General features: G+C 33.8%; 21 protein-coding genes. 11 read left to right on the top strand and 10 right to left on the bottom strand.

What is annotated here, in order from left to right:
* Positions 1–266: 266 nt before the first annotated feature.
* The 10 genes from BLW20_RS11725 to BLW20_RS11680 all read left to right on the top strand — a co-directional run bounded on the left by BLW20_RS11725 (position 267) and on the right by BLW20_RS11680 (position 11,065).
* Entirely contained in the window at positions 267–725 is a 459-nt protein-coding gene (locus BLW20_RS11725; RefSeq protein WP_091101180.1) for a Fur family transcriptional regulator, read from the top strand.
* A gap of 25 nt (positions 726–750) precedes the next feature.
* Positions 751–2,022: an adenylosuccinate synthase gene (locus BLW20_RS11720; RefSeq protein WP_091101176.1), complete on the top strand. Its 1,272-nt coding sequence runs from the start codon at positions 751–753 to the stop codon at positions 2,020–2,022.
* 106 nt (positions 2,023–2,128) lie between these two features.
* Positions 2,129–3,790 (top strand): OstA-like protein, encoded by a 1,662-nt coding sequence (locus BLW20_RS11715; protein WP_245725323.1) that lies wholly within the window; start codon positions 2,129–2,131, stop codon positions 3,788–3,790.
* Between the two features lie 2 nt (positions 3,791–3,792).
* The gene (locus BLW20_RS11710) at positions 3,793–4,983 is read left to right on the top strand and encodes an aspartate aminotransferase family protein (protein WP_091101173.1); all 1,191 of its coding nucleotides are present in this window, start codon (positions 3,793–3,795) and stop codon (positions 4,981–4,983) included.
* A gap of 82 nt (positions 4,984–5,065) precedes the next feature.
* On the top strand, positions 5,066–6,466 hold the full coding sequence (locus BLW20_RS11705) for a tetratricopeptide repeat protein (protein ID WP_091101169.1): 1,401 nt from the start codon (positions 5,066–5,068) through the stop codon (positions 6,464–6,466).
* A 177-nt stretch (positions 6,467–6,643) separates the two neighbouring features.
* On the top strand, positions 6,644–7,030 hold the full coding sequence (locus BLW20_RS11700; RefSeq protein ID WP_091101165.1) for a hypothetical protein: 387 nt from the start codon (positions 6,644–6,646) through the stop codon (positions 7,028–7,030).
* Positions 7,031–7,096: 66 nt separating this feature from the next.
* A complete protein-coding gene (locus tag BLW20_RS11695; RefSeq protein WP_091101161.1) occupies positions 7,097–7,816 on the top strand; it encodes a shikimate dehydrogenase family protein in 720 nt (239 codons plus the stop codon).
* A gap of 85 nt (positions 7,817–7,901) precedes the next feature.
* Positions 7,902–9,776, top strand: coding sequence for a DUF349 domain-containing protein (locus BLW20_RS11690; protein WP_091101157.1), 1,875 nt, complete (start codon positions 7,902–7,904; stop codon positions 9,774–9,776).
* Positions 9,766–10,365: a C40 family peptidase gene (locus BLW20_RS11685; RefSeq protein WP_091101152.1), complete on the top strand. Its 600-nt coding sequence runs from the start codon at positions 9,766–9,768 to the stop codon at positions 10,363–10,365. Before BLW20_RS11690 ends, BLW20_RS11685 begins: the two co-directional genes overlap by 11 nt.
* A gap of 4 nt (positions 10,366–10,369) precedes the next feature.
* Entirely contained in the window at positions 10,370–11,065 is a 696-nt protein-coding gene (locus BLW20_RS11680) for an SMUG2 DNA glycosylase family protein (RefSeq protein WP_091101148.1), read from the top strand.
* A 38-nt stretch (positions 11,066–11,103) separates the two neighbouring features.
* Here the strand turns inward: BLW20_RS11680 and BLW20_RS11675 are convergent, their stop codons facing one another.
* From BLW20_RS11675 to BLW20_RS11635, 9 genes are all read right to left on the bottom strand, one after another.
* Entirely contained in the window at positions 11,104–13,749 is a 2,646-nt protein-coding gene (locus BLW20_RS11675; RefSeq protein ID WP_091101145.1) for a DNA gyrase/topoisomerase IV subunit A, read from the bottom strand.
* A gap of 59 nt (positions 13,750–13,808) precedes the next feature.
* Positions 13,809–15,662, bottom strand: a complete 1,854-nt coding sequence (locus BLW20_RS11670; protein WP_091101142.1) for a DNA topoisomerase IV subunit B — start codon at positions 15,660–15,662, stop codon at positions 13,809–13,811.
* A gap of 54 nt (positions 15,663–15,716) precedes the next feature.
* On the bottom strand, positions 15,717–16,676 hold the full coding sequence (locus BLW20_RS11665) for a YihY/virulence factor BrkB family protein (protein ID WP_091101139.1): 960 nt from the start codon (positions 16,674–16,676) through the stop codon (positions 15,717–15,719).
* Between the two features lie 88 nt (positions 16,677–16,764).
* On the bottom strand, positions 16,765–17,466 hold the full coding sequence (locus BLW20_RS11660) for a TIGR02117 family protein (protein WP_091101135.1): 702 nt from the start codon (positions 17,464–17,466) through the stop codon (positions 16,765–16,767).
* 55 nt (positions 17,467–17,521) lie between these two features.
* Positions 17,522–18,058 carry a hypothetical protein gene (locus BLW20_RS11655; RefSeq protein WP_091101132.1) on the bottom strand — a complete coding sequence of 179 codons (537 nt, stop codon included), beginning with the start codon at positions 18,056–18,058 and terminating at the stop codon, positions 17,522–17,524.
* 2 nt (positions 18,059–18,060) lie between these two features.
* The gene (locus BLW20_RS11650; protein WP_143037786.1) at positions 18,061–19,146 is read right to left on the bottom strand and encodes a hypothetical protein; all 1,086 of its coding nucleotides are present in this window, start codon (positions 19,144–19,146) and stop codon (positions 18,061–18,063) included.
* 73 nt (positions 19,147–19,219) lie between these two features.
* Entirely contained in the window at positions 19,220–20,314 is a 1,095-nt protein-coding gene (gene ychF / locus BLW20_RS11645; protein WP_091101125.1) for a redox-regulated ATPase YchF, read from the bottom strand.
* Between the two features lie 263 nt (positions 20,315–20,577).
* Positions 20,578–21,771, bottom strand: a complete 1,194-nt coding sequence (locus tag BLW20_RS11640; RefSeq protein WP_091101121.1) for a pyridoxal phosphate-dependent aminotransferase — start codon at positions 21,769–21,771, stop codon at positions 20,578–20,580.
* 85 nt (positions 21,772–21,856) lie between these two features.
* A complete protein-coding gene (locus BLW20_RS11635; RefSeq protein ID WP_091101117.1) occupies positions 21,857–23,107 on the bottom strand; it encodes a T9SS type A sorting domain-containing protein in 1,251 nt (416 codons plus the stop codon).
* Between the two features lie 132 nt (positions 23,108–23,239).
* On the opposite strand from BLW20_RS11635, the gene rsmG reads away from it, so the two are divergent.
* Positions 23,240–23,869: a 16S rRNA (guanine(527)-N(7))-methyltransferase RsmG gene (rsmG, locus tag BLW20_RS11630; RefSeq protein WP_091101113.1), complete on the top strand. Its 630-nt coding sequence runs from the start codon at positions 23,240–23,242 to the stop codon at positions 23,867–23,869.
* On the opposite strand, the gene BLW20_RS11625 is transcribed toward rsmG, so the two are convergent.
* Positions 23,866–24,999 carry a hypothetical protein gene (locus tag BLW20_RS11625; protein WP_143037785.1) on the bottom strand — a complete coding sequence of 378 codons (1,134 nt, stop codon included), beginning with the start codon at positions 24,997–24,999 and terminating at the stop codon, positions 23,866–23,868. The genes rsmG and BLW20_RS11625 overlap by 4 nt on opposite strands.
* Between the last annotated feature and the right edge of the window lie 275 nt (positions 25,000–25,274).

Here is a 25,274-nt window from a genome sequence, read left to right as displayed (position 1 = left end):
GAACTATGCTTGTAGACAAGCATATCAAATTTATCTTTTGGAATAAAATTGATGATTTGTTTGAAAATCGGCTGACCGACTAATTTCTTTTCTGTATCTTTATTGCTCATATTTTTGATTTGTCGTAAAACCAAAATATGAAAAAAGGAGCTAACCACAATGGGAAGCTCCTTAATTTTGAAAAGTTAGTCGGTTAGTAGTGATTTTAAATATTTAATTTTTAGTATCGGTAATAAACAATTATCTTTGTACTGTTAAAGAAGATTATGGAAGAAAATAAAAACCAGGAAATAGTAAAAAACGTTTTCACTAAGTATTTAGAAGAAAAAGGTCATAGAAAAACACCTGAACGCTATGCCATTCTTCAGGAAATATACGAGAGCGAAGAGCATTTCGATATTGAATCGCTGTACATAAAAATGAAAAACAAAAACTACCGTGTTAGCCGGGCAACCCTTTACAATACGATAGAATTGCTTTTGGAATGTGGTTTGGTACGCCGTCATCAATTTGGGCAAAACCAGGCACATTACGAAAAATCGTATTTTGACAAGCAGCACGACCATATCATTTTAACCGATTCTGGTGAAGTTATTGAATTTTGTGATCCGCGTATTCAAAGCATCAAGCAAACCATAGAAGAAATCTTTAACATTAAAATACACAATCATTCTTTATATTTCTACGGAACAAAAGAAGAAGACAACACCACAACTAAAAATTAAAACGAACAAACATATTTTATATACAATGACAGCAGATTTGTTACTTGGTCTTCAATGGGGAGATGAAGGAAAAGGAAAAATTGTAGATGTTCTTACCTCAAAATACGACATTATTGCTCGTTTTCAGGGTGGACCAAACGCAGGACACACTTTGGAATTCGATGGAATTAAACACGTTTTAAGAACAATTCCTTCAGGAATTTTCCACAAAAAATCAATAAATATCATAGGAAACGGTGTGGTAATGGATCCCGTAGTATTTCAAAAAGAAATTGAAGGTTTACAAAAATTCGACATTGATGTACAATCACGACTTTTAATTTCAAGAAAAGCACATTTAATTTTGCCAACACACCGCTTATTAGACGCTGCTTCAGAAGCTTCAAAAGGCAAAGCAAAAATTGGTTCTACGTTAAAAGGTATCGGTCCAACATATATGGATAAAACCGGAAGAAACGGTTTACGTATCGGCGATATTGAACTGGCTGATTTTAAAGAGCGATACAATACACTGGCAGAAAAACACATTGACATGATTAAATTCTACGATGTGGATTTACAATATAATTTAGCTGAAATGGAGGCTGAATTTTTCGCTGCTGTTGAAGAATTAAAAAAATTAACGTTCATTGATTCTGAATTTTATTTGAACCAGGCGTTAAAAGAAGGAAAATCAATTTTGGCTGAAGGCGCACAAGGTTCTTTATTGGATATCGATTTTGGAACTTATCCCTTTGTAACATCATCTACCACTACTGCTGCCGGAGCTTGTACAGGTTTGGGAATTGCACCAAATAAAGTAAAAGATGTTTTCGGAATTTTCAAAGCATATACCACTCGTGTTGGTTCAGGTCCCTTCCCTACTGAATTATTTGATGAAATTGGTGAAACCATGGCAAAAGTAGGTAACGAATTTGGTTCGGTTACCGGACGTGCTCGTCGTTGTGGCTGGTTAGATTTGGTAGCGTTAAAATATGCTGTTGAAGTAAACGGCGTTACTGCTTTATACATGATGAAAGGCGATGTTTTATCTGGCTTTGACACCTTAAAAGTTTGTACTGCTTATTCTTATAAAGGCGAAGAAATTGATCATTTACCTTATAATATAGAAGCTGAAAATGTTCAGCCTATTTATGTTGAGAAAAAAGGTTGGAAACAAGATTTAACAGGTTTAACATCGTATGATAAATTACCGGACGAATTAAAAGAATACATTGAATTTATTGAAGAATACGTAGGCGTACCCATTAAAGTAATATCGGTTGGTCCGGATCGTAAACAAACAATAATGAAATAATCATACAAAGCACTCTAAATAGAGTGCTTTTTAATATCCTTAAATTCTTCTTAACGTAGGCTTTGCTTGTTAAAAAAAGCGTAATTTTGAAAAAAATTATTCTCAATTGAAAACCATTTTTTTACAACTTATATTTTTACTTTTCTGTAGCGGTTTCGTATCTGCACAAACACCTGAATCTAACGGGAAGATTATTAAATTGCTTCATTCTAATTTTACCGATGTAAATGAATATGAAGTTCCGGGAGCCAAAATAGCAACGGGAAATGTTCAGATACAGCACGACAGCATGTATATTTACTGCAACAAGGCTTATTTGTTTGAAAAAGACAATTACGTAAAATTATTTGGAAATGTAAAAATCATCCAAGACGATACACTCCAAATGACCAGTAAGTATGCCGAATACAACGGTGTAGATAAAATTGCCTATGCATCGGGAAATGTGGTAATGACATCTCCCGATTCCTCTTTGAAATCTGAAAAGGTCTATTACGACCGTAACACCGGCATTGCTTATTATAACGATCACGCAACCATAACTAATAAAGAAAATACCTTAAAATCTAAATCAGGAAAGTATTATTCACGTGAACTGAAATACGAATTCAGAACCGAAGTGGTTATTACCAATCCAGAAACTATCATTAAATCCAATCATTTAGATTATTATGAAGATTCGGGTCACGCTTATCTGTTTGGCCCATCAACCATAGACAACAAAGAAAATCATATTTATACAGAAAACGGCTTTTATGACACCCGTTTAAACGAAGGAAAAATGATCCAAAACTCGTTTATTTTATATGATAACAAGCGTATTGAAGCCGATGAAATGTATTACGACGAGAAAATATCGTACGCCAAAGGAATCAATAACGTGAAAATTACAGATACCATAAACAACACCATTGCCACCAGTCATTTTGCTGAAGTTTTCAGGGCAAACGATTCTGTTTACATGACTAAAAAGCCTTTGATTGAATATTATACCGAAAAAGACACCTCTTATTTCCACGCAAAAAACATCCAGATTGTTGGTCCGGATAAACAGCGTATCATTAAAGGATATCCCGATGCACGAATGTACCGTACACCCGATATGAGCGGAAAATCAGATTCACTGCATTACGATCAGAAAATCGGATTATTACAATTAATCGGCAAACCGGTCGTATTCAATGGCGAAAGCCAGCTAACGGGCGATTTGATCCATTTAATCAACAATGTTACAACCGAAAAATTAGATTCGTTAAAAGTCTTGAACAACGCTTTTGTTATCCAGAAAGATACCTTGGGAACAGGTTACAATCAGGCAAAAGGAATCAATATGTACGGAAAGTTTATCGATGATGAAATCAGGCAGATAGATTTGGTTCAAAACGCCGAAATGATTTATTATCTGTATGACGATGGGGTTTTGCAAGGAATTGATAAAGGAATTTGCAGTAAGATTGTTTTAGAATTAGAAGAAAAGAAGATTACCACAGCCACCCGAATGATTAATCCGGAAGGAACAACCTATCCGCCGGAAGAATTTCCTGAAAACGCACGAAAATTAGCAGGTTTCAATTGGCGGGGCGATGAACGGATTTATACTGTTGATGAACTTTTTACAGATGAAGAACTAAAACACGACAATACCGCTGAAGAAGAAGTTAAAGAAAACAAGAAAATAAATGAGCAGCCTATGGAAATTCAAGAAAAAACCTTGAATTTCAAACGAAAAGGCAAAGCACCAAACGTCATCAAAAACCGGGACGAATAAAAATGAAAGAAGATTTTTTTAAATATCAGGCACAAACCACTTTACACCCGCTGGAAGTAGAAATATCACATGCAAAAGGAAGTTACATCTACAGTACCGATGGCAAAAAACATCTCGATTTTGTAGCAGGTGTGTCAGCTTGCACATTGGGGCACCAGCATCCGCGTGTGGTTACTGCCATCAAAGAGCAATTAGATAAATATCTGCATGTTATGGTTTATGGCGAATACGTTCAAAAACCAGCAGTAGATTTCTGTAAATTGCTTGCACAGCAGTTACCGCCAAGCTTAAACAAAACCTATTTGGTAAATTCGGGTACCGAAGCCATTGAAGGTGCGTTAAAATTAGCAAAACGCGCCACTGGCAGAACACAATTAATCTCTTGTGTAAACGCGTATCACGGCAACACGCAAGGTTCTATGAGTATTTTAGGTAATGAAGAACGTAAACGGGCCTTTAGGCCTTTGTTGCCCAATGTAGGTTTCATCACTTTTAATAAAGAAGCCGATTTAGAGCAAATTACACATCAAACAGCGGCGGTGGTTTTAGAAACCATTCAAGGCAGTGCAGGTTTTATCACACCTGAAAACGGTTATCTTTCTAAAGTACGAAAACGCTGTGACGAAGTAGGTGCCTTACTGATTTTAGACGAAATTCAACCTGGTTTTGGACGTACCGGAAAATTGTTCGGTTTTCAGAATTATGATGTAGTTCCCGACATCTTGGTTATGGGAAAAGGCATGGGTGGCGGTATGCCTGTAGGTGCTTTTACGGCACACGAAAAACTAATGGATTTATTGACAAACGATCCCAAATGCGGACATATCACTACTTTTGGAGGTCATCCGGTGATTGCTGCAGCAAGTTTGGCAACTTTGCAAGAATTGTTAGAAACCGATTTAATGGAACAAACATTGGTAAAAGAACAATTATTTCGTAAACTGTTAAAACATCCGCTGATCACCGAAATTCACGGAAAAGGATTAATGCTGGCTCCCATGACACCATCAGAAGAGATAACCAATCAAGTCATTTTAAAATGTAAAGACAAAGGTTTGGTATTATTTTGGCTGATGTTTGAAGGAAAAGCTATTAGAATTACGCCGCCACTAACCATTTCAGAAGAAGAAATTAAAGAAGGCTGTGCCATTCTTATTGAAGCACTTAACGAAATTCAGGAGGAATTTTGTTAATTAAAATGTTTATAAGTATCGTTCAATGAGAAACAAAACCGTTTTAAATTGAGCTATATTTAATAATAAAAAATAGTCGATTATGTTTACAAACGACGAAGAAGAATTTTTTAGAATGTCTATTTCAAAATTCGAGAATATGCTAAAAACAAATAAAATTTGTTTTTTCGATTCAGAAGAATTTGAAAACATTATACTGCATTATCTTGATTCCGGTAAGTTAAACCTTTCTAAAAAGGCTTTAAAACTGGGGTTAGATCAACACCCAAACTCCCTTGGTCTAAAATTGGTTCAGGTAGAGCTTCTGGTTTTTGAAAACAAACTGGATAAAGCTGAAAAACTGTTGAACGAATTGCAGGCAATAGACCCAAGAAACGATGAAGTTTATATACAACGTGCCAATATTTTTTCAAAACAAGGCGCTCACAACAAAGCAATTGAATGTTTAAATGTTGCCCTGCAATATACCGAAGATTTTGCCGATGTCTATTCTTTACTGGGTATGGAATTTTTGTTTATCGATGAAATTTTGCAGGCAAAAAATGCCTTTGTGAAATGTTTAGAACACGATGCCGAAGACCAAACCGCTTTGTATAACGTGGTGTATTGTTACGATTTTTTAGACAACCACACAGAAGCCATTCAGTTTTTAGAAGAATTCATTGATCATAATCCGTATTCAGAAGTTGCCTGGCACCAGTTGGGCAGACAATATTACAGCGTAAAAGACTACCGAAAAGCTATTCAAGCTTTTGATTTTGCCTGTGTTATTGATGAAAATTTTGTAGGTGCGTATATTGAAAAGGGCAAATCGTACGAAAAGCTAAAAATGTTTTCGCAGGCCATTACTTGTTATAAAGAAACGTTGCAATTAGAAGATCCGTCGTCTTATGTATATCGCAGAATTGGTTTTTGTTATGAAAGTTTAAAAAATTACGACAAAGCCTTAAAATACTATTTAAAATCGGTACACGAAGATCCGCTAATGGATAAATCGTGGATTTCTATTGCCGATTTATATCTAAAAAAGAACGATTTTAAAAAGGCCTTACAATTTGTAAACAAAGCATTGGGCATTGACGAATACAACCATTTATACTGGCGTCGTTTTGCAATCATCAACAAAGATCTACTATTTTTTGAAGAAGCCGAATTAGGTTTTAGAAAAGCAGTTGAACACGGTGATACGTTTTTAGACACCTGGTTGCTATGGAGCGATTCATTGCATTTACTTGAAAATTACGAAGATGCTATAGAAAAACTGCTGAAAGCCCGCGGAATGTTTAACGATGAATATGAAATTGAATACCGTTTGGCAGGTTTATATTTATTGACGAACCAAACCGAAAAAGCGTGGTATCACCTAACAAATGCATTGGCATTGAATTATACCAACCGCAGTTTGTTACAAGAATTATTTCCTACTGTTTGGAAAAACGAAATGGTTCAGCGTTGCATTCAAAGTTTTGGTAAAGAAGAATGATTTTACAAAGTTAAAATTTTCCTGCAAGGTCGGTTCGGTTTGTCCTGTCGGAGTTAAATAAATCAAATGACGCAGCAAAAACTAAAAAGTATTTTCTTTTATTCTTCACCTACCTTAAAAAATATTGATCCATATATCAAATTTTTAAATATTGATAAACTTGACTCGCTATGAAAAATGGAAGAAGAAGTGACAGAAGATAAATTATATAGTTTTAAAAGAACAATTGATAATTTAGGTTTTATCAAAGTGTTTGTAGAAAAATATGAATTATATCTTATAGAAGAATTAGATATAGATCCATTTACTACATTCTCTTTAGAATTTAGTTTGGAATATTGGTATTTAAAATATCATTTGTTAAGAGATAAAAAAATTTTATTGACAAAAGACGATTTAATTTTATTTGAAGAAACTAATATGAATATTGTTTTTTTCAAGTTAAGTGATTTAAATAGTTTTATAATAGAATGTAATGATGGAAAATGGTCTTTTAAACTTAATAAAATACAGAAAAGAAGTATTGATATACACAGTTTTTTAAAAAAAGAAGGTTATTTGTAACTAACATTCCAATAATCACTAACAATTAAAATCGTATAATTTAAAAAAATTAAGTACAAGGAACCGATGAAAACATACGGCTTAATCGGAAAAAATATTGACTATTCTTTTTCTCGGAATTATTTTAATAATAAGTTTAAAAAATATAATATTTTAAATTCACAATACATTAATTTTGACATAGATAACTTGTCTCAACTAAATAATATATTTAATAGAAACGACAAAGGATATAACGTTACCATTCCGTATAAAAAAGAGATTATTCCGTATTTAGATGCATTAGATATTCATTCAAAAAAAATTGGAGCCGTAAATACCATCAAAGTCGAAAACGGTCAAAAAATCGGCTTTAATACCGATTGGATTGGTTTTAAAAAATCAATAGAACCTTTATTAAAAACACATCACACCCAGGCATTGATTTTAGGAACTGGCGGATCAAGCAAAGCTGTTGCGTATGCGTTAGAGCAACTGCAAATTACCTACAAAACGGTATCTCGTAATAAGGGCGATTTTGCGTACGACGAACTCAGTCAAAAGATACTTTCTAAATATCTTTTAATCATTAATTGTACGCCTTTAGGAACTTTCCCTGTCGTTGATGTTGCTCCGGAAATTCCATATCAATACCTTACAGACAAGCATTTGGCTTACGATTTAATTTATAATCCGGCAGAAACACTCTTTTTAAAAAATTGCAGAGAAAAAGGTGCTGTTACCAAAAATGGTTTGGAAATGCTCGAAATTCAGGCAGAAGAATCGTGGAAAATATGGAATAGTTAGTCATAATTTTAAAAAAAATATTTGTTGACTTTCAATTAATTATTTATCTTTCAAAAATAATTTGTAAAACTTAAACATTAAACCGATGTTAGAAGAAAAGAATGATAACCTGCCACAAGCAGATGGATTAACTACTGAAAACAATACAGATACAATTGTTGACGCAATAAATTCAACAAACGCTGAAGAAAACGAAACATCATCTATCAATGAAAACCAAGAGATTCCGTTGTTAAATTACGACGAATTATCGTTAGATGAGTTGAACTCAGAATTGAACAATTTAATTAAAAACGAAAAAACAACTGCGATTCGCGAACACGTTGAAAACATCAAACGCAGTTTTTTAACTAAATATAACGAGTTTATCGATGAGAAAAAGGAGGCTTTTTTAGAAGAAAATCCGGATGCTTTTTCATCTGATTTTCAATACGACCTTCCTGCAAAAAATCTTTTTGATTCCCTGTATCACACTTATAAAGAGCAAAAAAACGCACATTTTAAATCGATTCAGGATCAATTAAAGAAAAATTTAGCCGAACGCAATCAAATCATTGACGAATTAAAAGATTTGGTTGAAAATACCGATAATTTCAATGCTGCTTTAAAGGATATTCAACAATTGCGTGAACGCTGGAAAACTGCTGGTGCCATACCCAAAGATAATTACAACCACGTATGGAACAATTTTCATTTTCACTTAGAGCGTTTTTACGATCAGTTGCATTTAGACCGTGAAGCACGTGATTTAGATTTTAAAAACAATCTGGAACAAAAGCAAAAAATTGTTGAACGTGCTACCGAACTGCTTAATGAAACAGATATTCGTAAAGCGTTCAGAGAACTGCAGTTATTACACCGTATCTGGAAAGAAGAAATTGGACCGGTTGCCAAAGAACATCGTGAAGAAATCTGGCAAAATTTTAGTAATGTAACCAAACAATTACATGAAAAACGGGAAGCATTGCAAAGTAAAATCCACGAACAGGAAGAAAGTAATCTTGTTAAAAAGAACGAAATAATTTCAGAGATCAATCAAATTTCATCTAAAGAATTTACGTCTCACAACGATTGGCAAAATGCTATTAAGCAAATTGAAGTATTGAGAACTGCTTTTTTTAGCACAGGGAGAGTTCCGGCTGAACAAAACGAAGAAACGTGGACTTCTTTTAAAACTGCTACAAGAAAGTTTAATGTGTCAAAAAATAATTTTTATAAAGACATTAAAAAAGAACAGCAAGATAATTTACAGAAAAAACAAGATTTGGTCAATCAGGCAAAAGCATTAAGTGAAAGCAGTGATTTTGATTCAGTTACACCTGCAATGAAAAAAATTCAGGAAGACTGGAAACACATTGGTCATGTGCCACGAAAATTTTCAGATAGTTTATGGAAAGAATTTAAACAAATCTGTAATTCTTATTTTGACCGTTTGCATGCTGAACGAAATAAGGAAATTGAAGCAGAAATGCAAAATTTCAACAACAAAAAAGAATATCTTGAAGGCTTGAAAGATTTTCAGTTGACAGGCGACCATAAAACCGATTTAGATGCCATTAAAATTCATATTGAAAACTGGAAAAACATTGGAGCTGTTCCTCAAACCCGCCGTCACATCGAAGGGAAATTCAATAAAATTTTAGATGCTTTGTTTGACAAGCTGAGTCTTTCTAAAAAAGAAGCAGAATTGGTAAAATTCCATAATAAAATTGAGCATTTAGTTGAAAACAATGACAGCCGGCGTTTACATAATGAATCTGTTTTTGTTCAAAGAAAAATTGACGAAATTCAATCAGAAATTTTCCAGTTAGAAAACAATGTTCAGTTTATTTCTAATGCGAAAGCCGATAACCCGTTAGTAAAAGAAATCAACAAAAATATAGATCGCCACAAAGACGAATTAAAGTTGTGGAAAGAAAAGTTAATGCAATTAAAAAACATCAATAAAAATGATGAATAACATACAAAACCGGAGATTTCCGGTTTTTTTCATTTCTAAATCAGCAATCATTTGTTTGACATTATTCCTGTGGATCGGCTGTAAATCTAAAACCGATTGGCGTGATAATTACAATAAAAACAAAACATCAAAATCTACCGTTGCTAAAAAAACAACTGATAAACCAAGGGATTTAGCCGGAATTAGTGAGTTACTTGATGTAAGTGAAACCACTTTAAAAAACAAAGCCTTATACTATTTTATTATTGATTGGTACGGCACGCCCTACAAATTTGGAGGCACTTCAGAAAAAGGCATTGATTGCTCTGGGTTTACAAATATTTTATACAAAGAAATTTATAATATACAATTGCCCAGAACATCAAAAGATATTGCCGATAATGTCAAACGCAAATTCACAAAAGATTTAAAAGAAGGCGATTTGGTGTTTTTTTCATTCGGAAAAAGCGGCACTGTAAACCATGTTGGAGTTTACTTACACAACAATAAATTTGTACATGCATCTACATCAAAAGGTGTGATTATTTCTAATTTATCCGAGCCTTATTATGGAGATTATCTGGTAAAATGTGGTTCTTACAAAAATTAAAAAGATGAGTTTTGCCGATAAAATAATAACTTTTAACACGCAATTAAAATACCAAGGAAATTTGCTGGAAGGTTTTCAAGTGTTAAATCCATATTTGAATAATCCGGAAACGCTGACGGTTATGCGCCGGTTTTACCATAAATATTATAACGATAACAACCAACGAAAATTCATTATAGGTATCAATCCAAGCAGAAACGGTGCCGGGGTTACAGGCATACCGTTTACTGATACCAAACGACTTAAAAGTGTATGTGGTATTGAAATGAAATCGGCACACACCCACGAAATTTCATCCGTTTATCTGTATGACGTGATTGAAGCATTTGGAGGAGCAGAAAAGTTCTATCATCAGTTTTATATCAATTCTCCTTTTCCGCTGGCAATTATCAGGCGTACAAAAGGCAATAACTGGGTAAATGCCAATTATTATGACGATAAAAACCTTTTTACTCATGTAAAAAATTTTATGATAGCATCTTTAAAAGATCATATTACATTGGGTTTAAATACCGATGAAGTTTTTGTTTTAGGTGTTAAAAATGCTTATTTCATTAAGAAAATCAATGAAGAAATGAATTTCTTCAACAAAATTACGGTTTTAGAACACCCCCGATATATCCAACAATATAAATCAAAAGAAAAACAGCTTTATATAGATAAATATTTATTAGCTTTTGAAGGGATGTTGGAAAGGTAACAAGCTAACACAGTTCAAATTGGTGTTAAAATATCACTCTACTCCAAATTAAAACCAATTTGTCCGTCTTCTTCAACGGTTAGATTGTTTTCATCAATTGTATCGTTAAATTCCTTATTATCTTCGGGGTTCTGTTCGGTTTCTTCTTCATAAGGAAGAGATTCCAACAAATTAATCATTTTTATTTTATCGCTTGTAAGTTGGTTTCCTTGTGCCTTGATTCCTTTTACCGAAATAAATTCTTCAAAATTAACGATCAATGGTTCTTTTTCTACACCTTTTACCTTAGCAAACAATACCTCTGCCATTGGTCGGTAATCGGTTGAAACGATTTCTAATTTTGAATACGGATGCTCAGAAATAAAAAGTTCTTCTTTATTTACCGATTCTACCAAGAATCGTTTTACATAATATTTGTCTTTTTCAGGATCGAAATAAATGGCTGAAATGGGTTTTTCAGGAATCCATTTTTCTAAAACAATGATATCATCTTCAAAATGAGTGGATAATTCTGGGATAATTGTTTTTAATTTTCCACTTTGATTGATAATCAACAAACGGTCTTCCGGTTTAAATTCACCTAATAACTCTCCTCTTCCATCTACATTCAATCTGTTAACAGTATCGTCAAACCATATTTTTCGCGGACGTAAGGTGGAAATTCCTTTCTCTTTTAATTCGATTTTTTTAATAGGATATTTCGTTACGAGATTTCCTTTAGAACTACGTCCTTTGATTAATAAATCGGCAAAATCTAAATCGAATTTGAGTTTTTTAACGTTACTTAATTGTCTTAACAAAATAGTAACTACTTCAGCTTCACCGTTGGGATTGTTTGAAAAATAAAGGATTTGAGACCCGGGCTTTTCTTGAGTTAAATTATATATTTTATCACGGGTTACACCTGAAACATTAAATCGTTTTACATAAGAAGCACCTGCCTTACCATCGCGGTAAATCATGTTATAAATGGTTCGCTTATCGTTTTTGTTGAACACCGCCGCATGAATAATGTCTTTTCCTATAAATTTCTTTTCTTCGATTTTTGATACAATCATGCTGCCATCTCGCAAGAATACAATGACGTCGTCAATATCCGAACAATCCCCCACATATTGATCCTTACGCAAGGCTGTTCCAATAAATCCTTCTTCTTTATTAACATATAATTTCTGATTTCGCAATATCACTTTTGTAGCTTCAATGTTGTCAAAACTACGTAATTCTGTTTTACGTTCCCTGCCTTTACCGTATTTTTCTTTTAAAGTTGTAAAAAACGAAATGGTAAAATCAATAATATGCTCAATATGGTATTTCACCTGTTCGATTTCGCATTCTAACGCATCCAATTTTTCTTGTGCTTTATCCAAATCGAAACGGGAAATACGCTTGATTCTTATTTCTGTCAATCGGACAATATCATCAGTGGTCACGGCACGTTTTAAATGAGCGGTAAACGGTTTTAATCCTTCATCAATAGCTGAGATGACACCTTCCCAGGTTTCTTCTTCTTCAATTCTGCGATAGATCCTGTTTTCGATAAAAATTCGTTCTAACGAAGCAAAATGCCATTGCTCTTCCAACTCACCTAATTCAATAATCAGCTCTTGTTTCAGCAAATCAACCGTTCGTTCTGTGGAATGTTTCAGCATATTTGAAACACCTGTAAATAATGGTTTATTGTTTTGAATCACACAACCCAAAGGGGCAATAGAAACCTCACAACTTGTAAAAGCATACAAGGCATCAATGGTTTTATCAGGAGAAACACCGGGTGGCAAATGGATTAAAATTTCAACGTCAGAAGATGTATTGTCTTCTACTTTTTTAATTTTAATCTTTCCTTTTTCATTAGCTTTTAAGATACTGTCAATTAAAGTAGTGGTTGTAGTAGAGAAAGGTATTTCTTTGACAACCAATGTGTTTTTATCTAACTGAGAAATCCTGGCACGTACCCGTACTCTACCGCCACGGGCACCGTCGTTGTAATTAGAAACATCGGCAATTCCGGCAGTGGGAAAATCGGGATAAATAATAAATGATTTGCCTTTCAGGATTTTAATTGATGCATCAATGAGCTCATTGAAATTATGTGGAAGGATTTTTGTTGATAACCCCACAGCAATTCCTTCTCCACCCTGAGCTAAAAGTAATGGGAATTTCACCGGTAAATTAATAGGCTCATTCCGGCGACCATCGTACGATAACTGCCAAGGTGTGATTTTTGACGAATACAAAACGTCTAATGCAAATTTGCTTAAACGTGCTTCGATATAACGCGAGGCTGCTGCTTCGTCACCAGTTAAAATATTTCCCCAGTTTCCTTGGGTATCAATTAATATGTCTTTTTGACCTATTTGAACCATGGCGTCACCAATACTGGCATCACCGTGCGGATGGTATTGCATGGTGTGACCAACAATGTTCGCTACTTTATTGTACCGACCATCATCTAACTCTTTCATAGAGTGCATAATTCTGCGCTGAACAGGTTTAAAACCGTCTTCGATCGCCGGAACCGCACGTTCTAAAATAACATACGAAGCATAATCTAAAAACCATTCTTCATACATACCCGATACTTTTTTAATGGTTTCGGTTTCTGTATTGGTTAAATCCTGATGATTTAACTCGTTTTCATGATTATTTATGTCAGATTCTTGGTTATATTCTTCGTTATTCATTGTGTTATTATGCTGTTAATATTTCGAAAATATCTCTTTCAAATTATGGAAATATTAAATTAATTTTCCACTTTATCCAATTCAACCTTTAGATTACCAATGATAAATTCTTGTCTGTTTGGTGTGTTTTTCCCCATATAAAATTCTAATAATTTTTCTATAGACGATGTTTTATCTAACATAACCGGTTCTAAACGAATATCTTCACCAATGAAATTTTTGAATTCGTCGGGAGAAATTTCTCCCAATCCTTTAAATCGGGTGATTTCGGGTTTTGGTTTTAATTCTTCAATTGCCGAAACGCGCTCTTCTTCTGAATAGCAATAAATGGTTTTCTTTTTATTGCGGACCCTGAACAACGGTGTTTGTAAAATATACAAATGCCCTTCTTTAATCAATTCGGGAAAAAACTGCAAGAAAAAAGTAATCATCAACAAACGAATGTGCATACCATCTACATCGGCATCGGTTGCCAACACAATATTATTGTAACGCAAATTTTCATAATCTTCCTCGATGTTTAACGCTGCCTGCAACAAGTTGAATTCTTCATTTTCATAGACAATTTTCTTTGTCATTCCATAAGTATTCAATGGTTTTCCGCGCAAACTAAAAACAGCCTGCGTATTCACATCTCGTGATTTTGTGATGGATCCCGAAGCAGAATTTCCCTCGGTAATAAACAACGTGCTTTCTAAACTACGTGGATTTTTGGCATCGGTTAAATGTACCCGGCAATCACGTAATTTTTTGTTGTGCAACGATGCCTTTTTGGCCCGGTCTTTTGCTAATTTTCTAATGCCCGACAATTCTTTACGTTCGCGTTCTGCCTGAAGGATTTTTCGCAATAAAGCATCGGCTACCTCCGGATTTTTATGTAGGAAATTATCCAGATTGGTCTTGATAAAATCATTTACAAACGTACGAACCGTAGGTAAATCAGGTCCCATATCGGTTGATCCTAATTTGGTTTTGGTCTGTGATTCAAAAACAGGCTCTTCTACCTTTAATGAAATGGCAGAAACAATGGACTTACGAATATCCGAAGCTTCAAAATTTTTATTGTAAAACTCTTTTACGGCACGAACAACTGCTTCTTTAAAAGCAGCCAAATGGGTACCGCCCTGCGTGGTATTCTGTCCGTTTACAAACGAATAATATTCTTCTGAATATTGTGTTTTACTGTGTGTTAAAGCTATTTCAATATCATTTCCCGTTAAATGAATAATCGGATAAATCATATCATCTTCGGCAATGGTTTCCTGTAACAAATCTTTCAATCCGTTTTCTGAAACAAATTTTTCGCCATTGTAAATAATAGTCAGTCCTTTATTTAAATAGCAGTAATTTTTAAGCATCCGCACAATATAATCGTTACGGAATTTATAGTTTTTAAAGATGGTATCGTCAGCGATAAAAGTAACTTTTGTTCCTTTGCGTTTGGTGGTTTCTACCAAATCTTCTTCTAAAGTTAAATTACCTGCACTAAATTCGGCTGCTTTTTGCTGGTTATCACGAACCGATTCAACCCTGAAAAAAGACGACAGCGCATTTACTGCTTTGGTACCCACACCATTTAATCCGACCGATTTTTTAAACGCTTTGGAATCGTATTTACCACCGGTATTCATTTTTGAAACCACTTCAACCACTTTTCCTAAAGGGATTCCACGACCGTAATCGCGTACCGAAACTGTACGGTCTTTTATGGTAACTTCAATGGTTTTACCGGCACCCATAACAAATTCATCGATACAGTTATCAAGCACCTCTTTGATTAAAATATATATACCGTCATCGGGCGATGAACCATCGCCTAACTTGCCGATATACATTCCGGGACGTGTACGAATATGTTCTTTCCAATCGAGCGATCGGATGTTATCTTCAGTGTACTGAGATTGTTCTTGCATAAGTGGTAGTGAATTTGTGTAAAAATACAGATTTTTATGCAGATTTAAAAGTATTTAACCTTGATTTGAATCTAATTTTTTATTGATTTCCTCATCTGTTTTGGCATATTTCACTTCTTCTTCTTTATAAATTACCCGCATGGTGTAATCGTTAGGCTCTATGGGTTTCCCGTACATTTCTGAGTAATTTTTCGTAAAAACCGCTCCAAAATACAATATAATAGCAGAATAATATACCCAAACCAGAATAATTAAGACAGATCCGGCGGCTCCGTATAAATCCATTTTGTCTGAACTTCCTAAATAAACGCCTATTGCCCATTTACCGATCATAAACAAAATAGCCGTAAAGCCTGATCCCACAGCCGTTTCTTTCCATCTTAATTTACCATCGGGAAGGGTTTTAAAGATGAATCCAAAGATCAACGTAATAATAATGGCTATAACGGCAGTATTGATTAAAGAAGCTATGAAAACCGTATCTCCATGGAAAAAATTATTTAACTGATCGTATAAATAATCTATGACCGAATTTACAATTAAACTGACTAAAAGGACAAATCCTAAAGCTCCAATCATTGAAAAAGATAATAAACGATTGACAATGAAACGCATAAATCCTTTTTTGGGTTTTGGTTTCAATTCCCAGATATAATTGATGGAACTTTGAATTTCGGCAAAAATACCCGAAGCTGAAAACAGCAAAGTGATCCCCCCTATTAAGGTTGCAATATTTAAATTATCAGACAATTTAATATTTTTTATGGCATCTTGAATTTGCAGTGCTGCACGCTCTCCAACCAAACCTTGTATCTGGCTGAAAAATTCTCCTCGTACGGCTTCTTCACCAAAGAAATAACCCGCCAAAGAAATAATGAGAATTGCTAATGGCGGAATGGAAAAAATGGTATAATAAGATAATGAAGCACTGAATTTTATACAATTGTCGTCTAAAAATTCGTTTACCGAAATTTTGAACAAATTAAATATTCCTTTAAATTTTTCTTTAATCATAGCTAAATCTTTTTAAATGAATCATGTAAAAATTAGGTTCATTAAGGAATATACAAGATAATAACTTTAATTGAATTTTGAAAAGATCTTAAGGGTTTAAGTTGTTATGGTGAGGCTTTTTATAATGATAAAAAATACCTTTATCCCAAAGAGTAAACAAACAAGCTTTTAATCCGGCTGCTTTTAGAGCATTGTTTGCCCATGTATTACAAGTGTAGAAAAAGTTATAAGTTCCTTTTGCATTGTAAAATACATCGTTTGCACCATAATTTTGATCGGTATCAATCAGTTGTAATTCGTTGTTATCTATATCAAATTGATTTAAAATAAAAGAGCAAAGTTGCAAGTATTGCTGTTTGTTAAGCTTTATTTCAATACAATCTTCGTTTTGAACCATTCTGTTGTAATAAGTTACATGCATTGCCGATTCACTTAAACCAAAAGCTGCATTAAAAGCTACTGATGCTTTTAAATCTTTCCACTCAGGGGTTTGCAGATAAAAGCCTTTATCACCCCAACCAAAACTAACCCATTTTGCCGATGTCAGTTTTCCCGGAGTATGTGTTGTATCTAAATACGTACGCCAATCATAAATTTCATTAAAATATGGTACCACAATATCGGTATGTACGCCATTGGTCAAAATATAAATCGATAAATTTTGATCTTCATATTGAGATTGATCCTTGTTAACCGGAATGTAAGCAATAGCGGTGGCAATGATTAGATAAATAACCAGAAGGCCAATCAGTATTAAGATGTACCCAATAATTTTTCTAAGTGTTTTCATCTGGATTTTTTCTTTGAAAATAGTAATAATAATGAAATTATGGTTCCTTATTTTTTTACAATTTTGAATCAGAAATATATTCCTGCTTGATTTTAATAAACGATTTAGTGCTGTGAATTAACTGTTGGATAAAAAAATTTTTTAGTACTTCGTAATCATTGTATTCTAAATGCTTTGCCCAATCAGCCGTTTGTTGAATTTCAGTAATTTTCTTCAATATCTTGGCAGTTTCGCTTGCCGTACGAAAAACAGCCTGTTCATTTTCAGCATTGTTTTTATGATTGTATGAATAATGATCATTGTCTGTTTTTTCAATAAAAAACAACGGTAATCCTTCTTCATTAGTATAAAAATGAATCCATTTGCAAAATCCCCAGTAATTAGTTTGCTGTTTATAATCAATGTTTTCCAACCGCCAACGACAGTTTCCTACCCTCCCCCAATGGTTAGAATATCTGTAAACGCCATCATTCGTAAAGAAATACTGACTGCCGTGCTTGCTGATATAATGTGCCTTAACAAACCCTTCCGGTTCATTGGTTTTAATGAAAACAGCAAAGGTGTTCTTATGGAACGTAAAACGATTGTACATATTTAGAATTTTAGACAATAATCTAACCCAATGACGTGTTCGTAATCAAAACTGTTTCCTGATTTTCTAAAACTATAAATTGCCGGATTATATCGGATACCGATATACATTATTGGTGTTATCTGATAATTTATTAATGAAGAAAAACCCGCAGTTTTATACGACTCTGTAAAATGGCGTCGTTCGTCATCGCTCATAAAAGGTTTTATCGGACTGTCATTAAACGGAAGGGAATATTTGTAATTGGTATAGGTAATTGATATTCCATAACTGTATTCAAAACGATGGATTCGATGTCCTTTTCGTAAAGAAAAATCTAATTTGTGAGCCATAACATCATGTGATGACCAGTAAAAATCTTCGAACTGATTTGCCCTGTTCGATAATTCCATCGAAACAAACCGGTTGTTTTTGTAGTAATAATCAAATCCGAATCCAAAACCTATTCCGCCAACAAAATTGCTGAACTGATCTATATTTGGATTTTTAGAAGAGAAACCTACTAAAGATAAGGTAGGCGGTGCTATAAAAATTTTAAATGTACCCGCAGTGGGGTTAAAACGTTTGAAATTTTTTTCTTCTTTTAATTTTCTTGCTCTTTCTTCTTTAAAATAACTTCTTTTAAAATGATAATGAAGGTCTTCAATTTTTTCCTGATCGGTTATATTATGTCTATAAATATATTCCTCTACTCGTTGTTCATAAATTTCTAAGCTGTCCTTATCGTTAAAAAAGATATTTTTTGGATAGGCAAATCGTTTTTTATTGGTTAAATCTACCAGATATCCCGCACCAAATGCAGGAATGGTTGTAAGATTTATTGCAGAAAAAACAGGGGATATTTTGCTTTTAATAATGCTGTCAAACTGTTTATTTGTAGAACGATAACTGATTGTAACAGGTTTCTTATCGCGCACAAGTTTTATTTTTGCAGGCAGCGTATAAACCGAATCGTTTACGGTGATTTCTGCATTTTCTGCATTTGAGAAAACATTGATTTTCTGATTTTTTCTATGCAAAATAGTAGTGCACGATGCAATAGTTACTAAAGTACAAAGCAACAATAGTTTATGTAAGAAGTGTTTCATATCATTTGATTTGGCTTCAAATGTAGAAAAAAATGCAAATAAAAAGCCGAATTTAACATTCGGCTTAAAACTTTTACACATTGAAGCGGAAATGCATCACATCGCCGTCTTTAACTATATATTCTTTACCTTCTACCCGTAATTTACCGGCTTCTTTTACTTTTGCTTCAGAACCGTACGTCACATAATCATTGTAAGCAATAACTTCGGCACGGATAAAGCCTTTCTCAAAATCAGAATGGATCACACCTGCTGCCTGCGGAGCGGTATCGCCCACATTGATTGTCCAGGCACGTACTTCTTTAACACCGGCAGTGAAATACGTTTGTAAGTTTAATAATTTGTAAGCTGCACGAATCAAAACTGCCGAACCTGGTTCTGTTAAGCCCATATCTTCTAAGAAAATCTGACGTTCTTCGTAACTTTCCAATTCGGTAATATCTGCTTCAGCTCCAACAGATAAAACAATTACTTCAGCGTTTTCATCCTTCACCAATTCTTTTACTTTTTCAACATATTCATTTCCGTTAACAGCCGCTTCTTCGTTTACGTTACATACATAAAGCACCGGTTTTGATGTTATTAACTGAAAACTTTCTAATAAATTCTCTTCGTCCTGATTTTGAGCAACTACCGTACGAGCCGATTTTGACTGTAACAATGCTTCTCGAATCCGTTCTAATAAAGCTGTTTCTGCCTGTGCTTCTTTATTTCCGGTTTTAGCGGCCTTTTTGGTTTTTTCTAAGCGTTTTTCAACCGTTTCCAAGTCTTTTAACTGCAATTCTATGTCAATGGTTTCTTTATCACGAATAGGATCCACACTACCGTCAACATGTACAATGTTATCATTGTCAAAACAACGCAAAACGTGAATAATTGCATTACACTCGCGGATGTTTCCTAAAAACTGGTTTCCCAAACCTTCACCTTTACTGGCACCTTTTACTAAACCTGCAATATCAACAATATCAACAGTAGCCATTTGTACACGCTCTGGCTTCACCAATTCTTCTAATTTACTAATTCTAGGATCCGGTACGTTTACAACTCCAATATTTGGTTCTATTGTACAAAAAGGAAAGTTGGCACTTTGTGCTTTTGCATTTGACAAACAGTTAAACAAAGTTGATTTTCCTACGTTTGGTAGTCCTACAATACCTGCTTTCATATAGTTGAGTTTATTTTATATCGATTTTTAAAACGTTGCAAATATATCGTTTTAAATTGAAATTTTTAAATATATTAGTAGGTTCTGTTGATTGTGATTTTGTTTTATTAGGAAATAAAAGCTTATTGGTATTTCAAATTAAAAAATGAACAATCGGTCATTCCTAAAGAGCTATATAAAAAATTGGAAGAAAAAAACAACAAACAAAAAGATGAACTCTAATATAGAATTCATCTTTTATCAATATAGACCTATTTTTTTTACTATTCTGCCAAAGCTTCTTTTATTCTTTTAAAGGCTTTAGTAATCATTTCTTCGCTGGTTGCATAAGATAATCGTAAACAGTTTGGGTTTCCAAATGCTGCTCCGGTTACTGTGGCTACATTGGCGTGTTCTAATAAAAACAGTGCCAAATCGTCGGCATTATTGATTAAAACACCTTTTAATGTTTTACCAAAATAATAAGAAACATCAGGAAATACGTAAAAAGCACCTTCGGGTTGGTTCACTTTTAAACCGGGAATATCGCTAACCAATTGCATCACCAAATCTCTGCGGCTGTGAAATGCTTTAACCATATATCCAATTTCAGACGGATCGGCCTCTAAAGCGGTAATTGTAGCTCGTTGTGCAATAGAATTTGCTCCACTGGTTACCTGACCTTGTAGTTTGGTACACGCTTTGGCAATAAATTCTGGTGCACCTATATATCCAATTCTCCAACCGGTCATTGCAAATGCTTTGGCAACACCGTTTACCGTAATGGTACGCTCGAACATTCCGGGAACAGAGCCAATACTGCAATAACCACCTGTAAAATTAATATGCTCATAAATTTCGTCAGAAACCACGTAAATATTTTCGTGCTGTTTTAGAACATCTACCAAAGCGGTCAGCTCTTCTTTACTGTAAACCGATCCTGATGGGTTACAAGGCGAACTAAACCACATCATTTTGGTTTTTGGGGTAATTGCCTGTTTAAGTTGTTCAGCAGTAATCTTAAAATCATATTCTACAGATGTAGGTACTTCTACCGGAATACCTCCTGCCATTTTAATAATTTCGAAATAACTTACCCAATAAGGTGCCGGTAAAATAACCTCATCGCCTTCATTTAACATTACCTGAGCAATATTGTAAAGCGATTGCTTGGCACCGGTAGAAACTACAATGTTTGCAGGCTGATAGCTTAAACCATTATCGCGGTTAAATTTTTTTACAATTGCTTGTTTTAATTCCAAATATCCGTCAACAGGCGGATAAGTACTCCAGTTTTCATCAATGGCATTTTTAGCGGCTTCTTTGATAAAATCGGGCGTATTAAAATCGGGTTCGCCCAAGCTTAAACTAATAATATCTTTACCTAACGCTGTTAATTCTCGGGCTTTTGCTGCCATTGCCAAGGTTTGTGAAACAGACAAATTATTTATTCTATCTGACAAATGTTGTGCACTCATTATTTTCAAATTTATACGCTCAAAGGTAATGATATTGCAACATAATATAAAAATAACCTTCTTCTTTTTAGGTTTATTTTAGATTTTATTTTTTAATGAATTTCAATACGCCATCATTTTGATTCATTTTAATGAAATATAAACCCGAAGAAAGATTTTCGGTAGAAATAACAACACTTTGCCTGTCATTGATTCCTACTGTTTTTACCAATTGTCCTAAAGAATTATAAACAAGCAACTGATTATTTTTAGCATTTATGTTAGATACATCAACCCCTACAACTACTTCTTTATTGCTTATATTCGATGATTCAAACCACATCAGCGGATTGGTTTCAAATGATTTTACAGCCAAGGGTTCGTTAATTTGAAACTGCATCACCACCGGTAAATGATCACTCATATTGTATAAATTATCGCGAAGGGTCTGTGAAAAAATACCCGTACACCCCACATCGTTTACACTTTGATTCAGGCAGTTTCCGTTGTTGCCATACGCTTGATAACTACCGTTTACATACGAAAACCGAGTGCTGTTAGTAAAATTCTCACTCATCATTATAAAATCAAAACGATCGTCTAACCCACCCGAAGCTCCTGCGTTGGCTCCGCCGCCAAAGCCCGAATTAGAGAAGCGGGTGCTTTGTGTGTGCAAATAACTAAATGATGCGTTGTCTTGCCAGCTTCCCGGTGCATTAATGGGATCGATCATCACAATTGCATTCGCCGGATTCAGAATTTGCTGATAGCCGATTTCTGATGAATTATAAAAATTAAAATCACCCGAAAAAAGCACATACGTATCAGGCTGCGTCAAATTTTGCAATTCTTGGGTAACCTGTTCTACCATATCAAACCTCATTTGTCGGTTTGCCGGTCCCGTACTTGATTTTAAATGTGCTACGAAAACTTCTAAATAAATGGGATCGTTAGCTTCCACATTCAATTCAAACGAATAATGATTGATGTCGCGATAGACCGTTGGCAGCGTTTGCTGATTTACCAAAGTCAATTTACGTGTATTGTAAAAAACCATTGTTTGCAAGGCATCTGAAGGATTTGTAAGATCCGGAATAAAAACAGCACGTGCAAAAGTATCAGTTTGATTTTGTAAAGACGTATTTAAGATTAAATCGGCTCCGTTTTCATTAACCAACTCACAAATCATAAACAAATCGGGCTGGTATTCATCTAAAATATCGCGTAAAATCAACTCGCGGTTCTGTGGTAGCGAAGTGGGAAATTTAAACACATTGTAAAACATTGCATTCAGTGTTTCTTGTGAATAAGCACACACCGAAAACCACAAAAAAACGTACGTAATTATTTTTTTCATATCGACATATTTTTGAAACAAAGAAATAAATTTAATGTAACCTAAAAGTTATTTCGAAAATAAGTTTACTGAAACCTAAATATACTTATTTTTATGCTCAAAAAACTGTATTTTTGCCAAAAATTAATGATAATGGAAGAAATTTTAGTTCAATTCCCTGATTTAAACGATGTACAAAAAAAACAATTTGAACAGTTATATGATTTGTACCACGATTGGAATGCTAAAATTAATGTGATTTCAAGAAAAGATATCGACCAGCTATACACCAAACACGTCTTGCATTCGTTGGGAATTGCAAAAGTTATGGTATTTAAACCAAATGCCGATGTGATGGATGTGGGTACAGGTGGCGGTTTTCCGGCAATTCCGCTGGCTATTTTATTTCCCGAAACTAATTTTTATGCCATTGACGTTATCGCCAAAAAAATTAAGGTGGTAAACGAAGTTGCTACTGCCTTACAACTAAAAAATATAAAGGCTGAACAAAAAAGAGCTGAATTAGTTACCGATAAATTCGATTTTATCGTAAGTAGAGCCGTTACCAATATGCCCGATTTTGTTGCCTGGGTGAAAGGTAAAACCAAAAAACAATCGATTCATGAGTTGGAAAACGGCATTTTATACCTAAAGGGTGGCGATTTAACCGAGGAATTAAAAGATTTTCCTAAAGCAAACTTATACAACTTAAGTGATTTTTTTAACGATGAGTTTTTTGAAACCAAAAAAGTGGTGCATTTACCGTTGAAGCTTAAGGGTTAAAAGCGAGTAAGTATCATAAAATATACATCTTTATAATTCATAAAATCTTCGTATCCTAAACCTAAAGAGATATTATCTATTGGTGACCTGTCTCCTAAATTAAAATTTCTTTCTATATCAATTTTATAGTTGATTTGATTATTAAATATAGATGAGTAAATCGTTGTACTTAAATTAAGCTTTTTAAAATATCTGTCTGCATAAATGAGAATTCCTGTTTTATCAATAGTTTTTTCTTTTAAATAATCAAATCCAGCACCTACTCCAAAATTATCAAAATATAATCCATATAAAAACTGATGATTTTGCAAGTGACTATTTATTGATTTTATATTTAATTTTCTGTTTTGATAACTGTAAAAAGCAAAATCTCGTAATTTTTCTTCCTTAAAAAATAGTACACTTTTTGACGCGCGTAAACTTAAATAATAAAAACCATTAGAATCAAAATTATATTGAACTAATCCTCCAACATTCACTTCTTTATTTCCCAAATAAGATGTATAATGTGCTGCAAAAAAACCTAAAGGTAATTTTGTTGCGCCGCTGTATCCTAAATATGTGGTAGAATAAATACTATATCGTGTTGATATAGAACCTACATCATAAAACCCGGTTCGTTTGGGTAAATTAACTTCAAATCTCTCATAATCTTCTGCTAAATTCAAAGTATCTTTAAGAACATTAATAAATTTTTGAATTCTTGCTGCTTCAGGTATTTTTTGACCTTCTGGACTCCAATAATTTTTAAAAGAGTAAGTTGATTTATCTGCACATTCAAATATATATGTAATTCCATCAAATCCTTGCGACCAATTTTTAATATCTTTATCAGAAGGCAACTCTGAAATTTCTGCATTTTGAACAATTTCATAAATATTTTTAGCTTGTGCTTCAGATAAAAATTCTTTTCTAAATAAAGTTTTTCTTTCACTATTTTCTTTCCTTCTATAATATAGATAGTTTGTTACTGAACCTGAAATATTTGTACTGTCTTTAATAATTTCAACAACTTGACCATAATTTCTAAATCGAAAAGAAAATTTACTGGTTGTTTTCTCGAAATCTGTTAATTCAATTTTTTCTTCAAGTTCTTTTGCATATTTATACCAATAAGCCGTATCTCCCACAATTTGTTTATTTTGGGAAAAAGTATAGTAAAAAAACAAAAAAAATCACTACTAAACGGGCAATCTTTCAAATAGGGCAAAATTAGTTGTTAATCTATTGAATATCAATACATCTTTTTAGTTTCCCCAAAACCCACCTCCCCCTTATTTTAGAACAAAGAAGTCTGAAGGCAGGGTGATTTATTTCGCTTTTTTCGTTTTTGGTATGTCCTTCGGCTATTTTGCACCATCCAAAACACATCAACGTGGCTGATCAGGTGTATTCTGACCAATGC

It is taken from the genome of Paenimyroides marinum, assembly GCF_900108395.1.
Classification (GTDB): domain Bacteria; phylum Bacteroidota; class Bacteroidia; order Flavobacteriales; family Flavobacteriaceae; genus Flavobacterium; species Flavobacterium marinum.
Note: the sequence above shows the minus strand (reverse complement) of the source record. Positions and strands in the feature narration are given on the sequence as shown.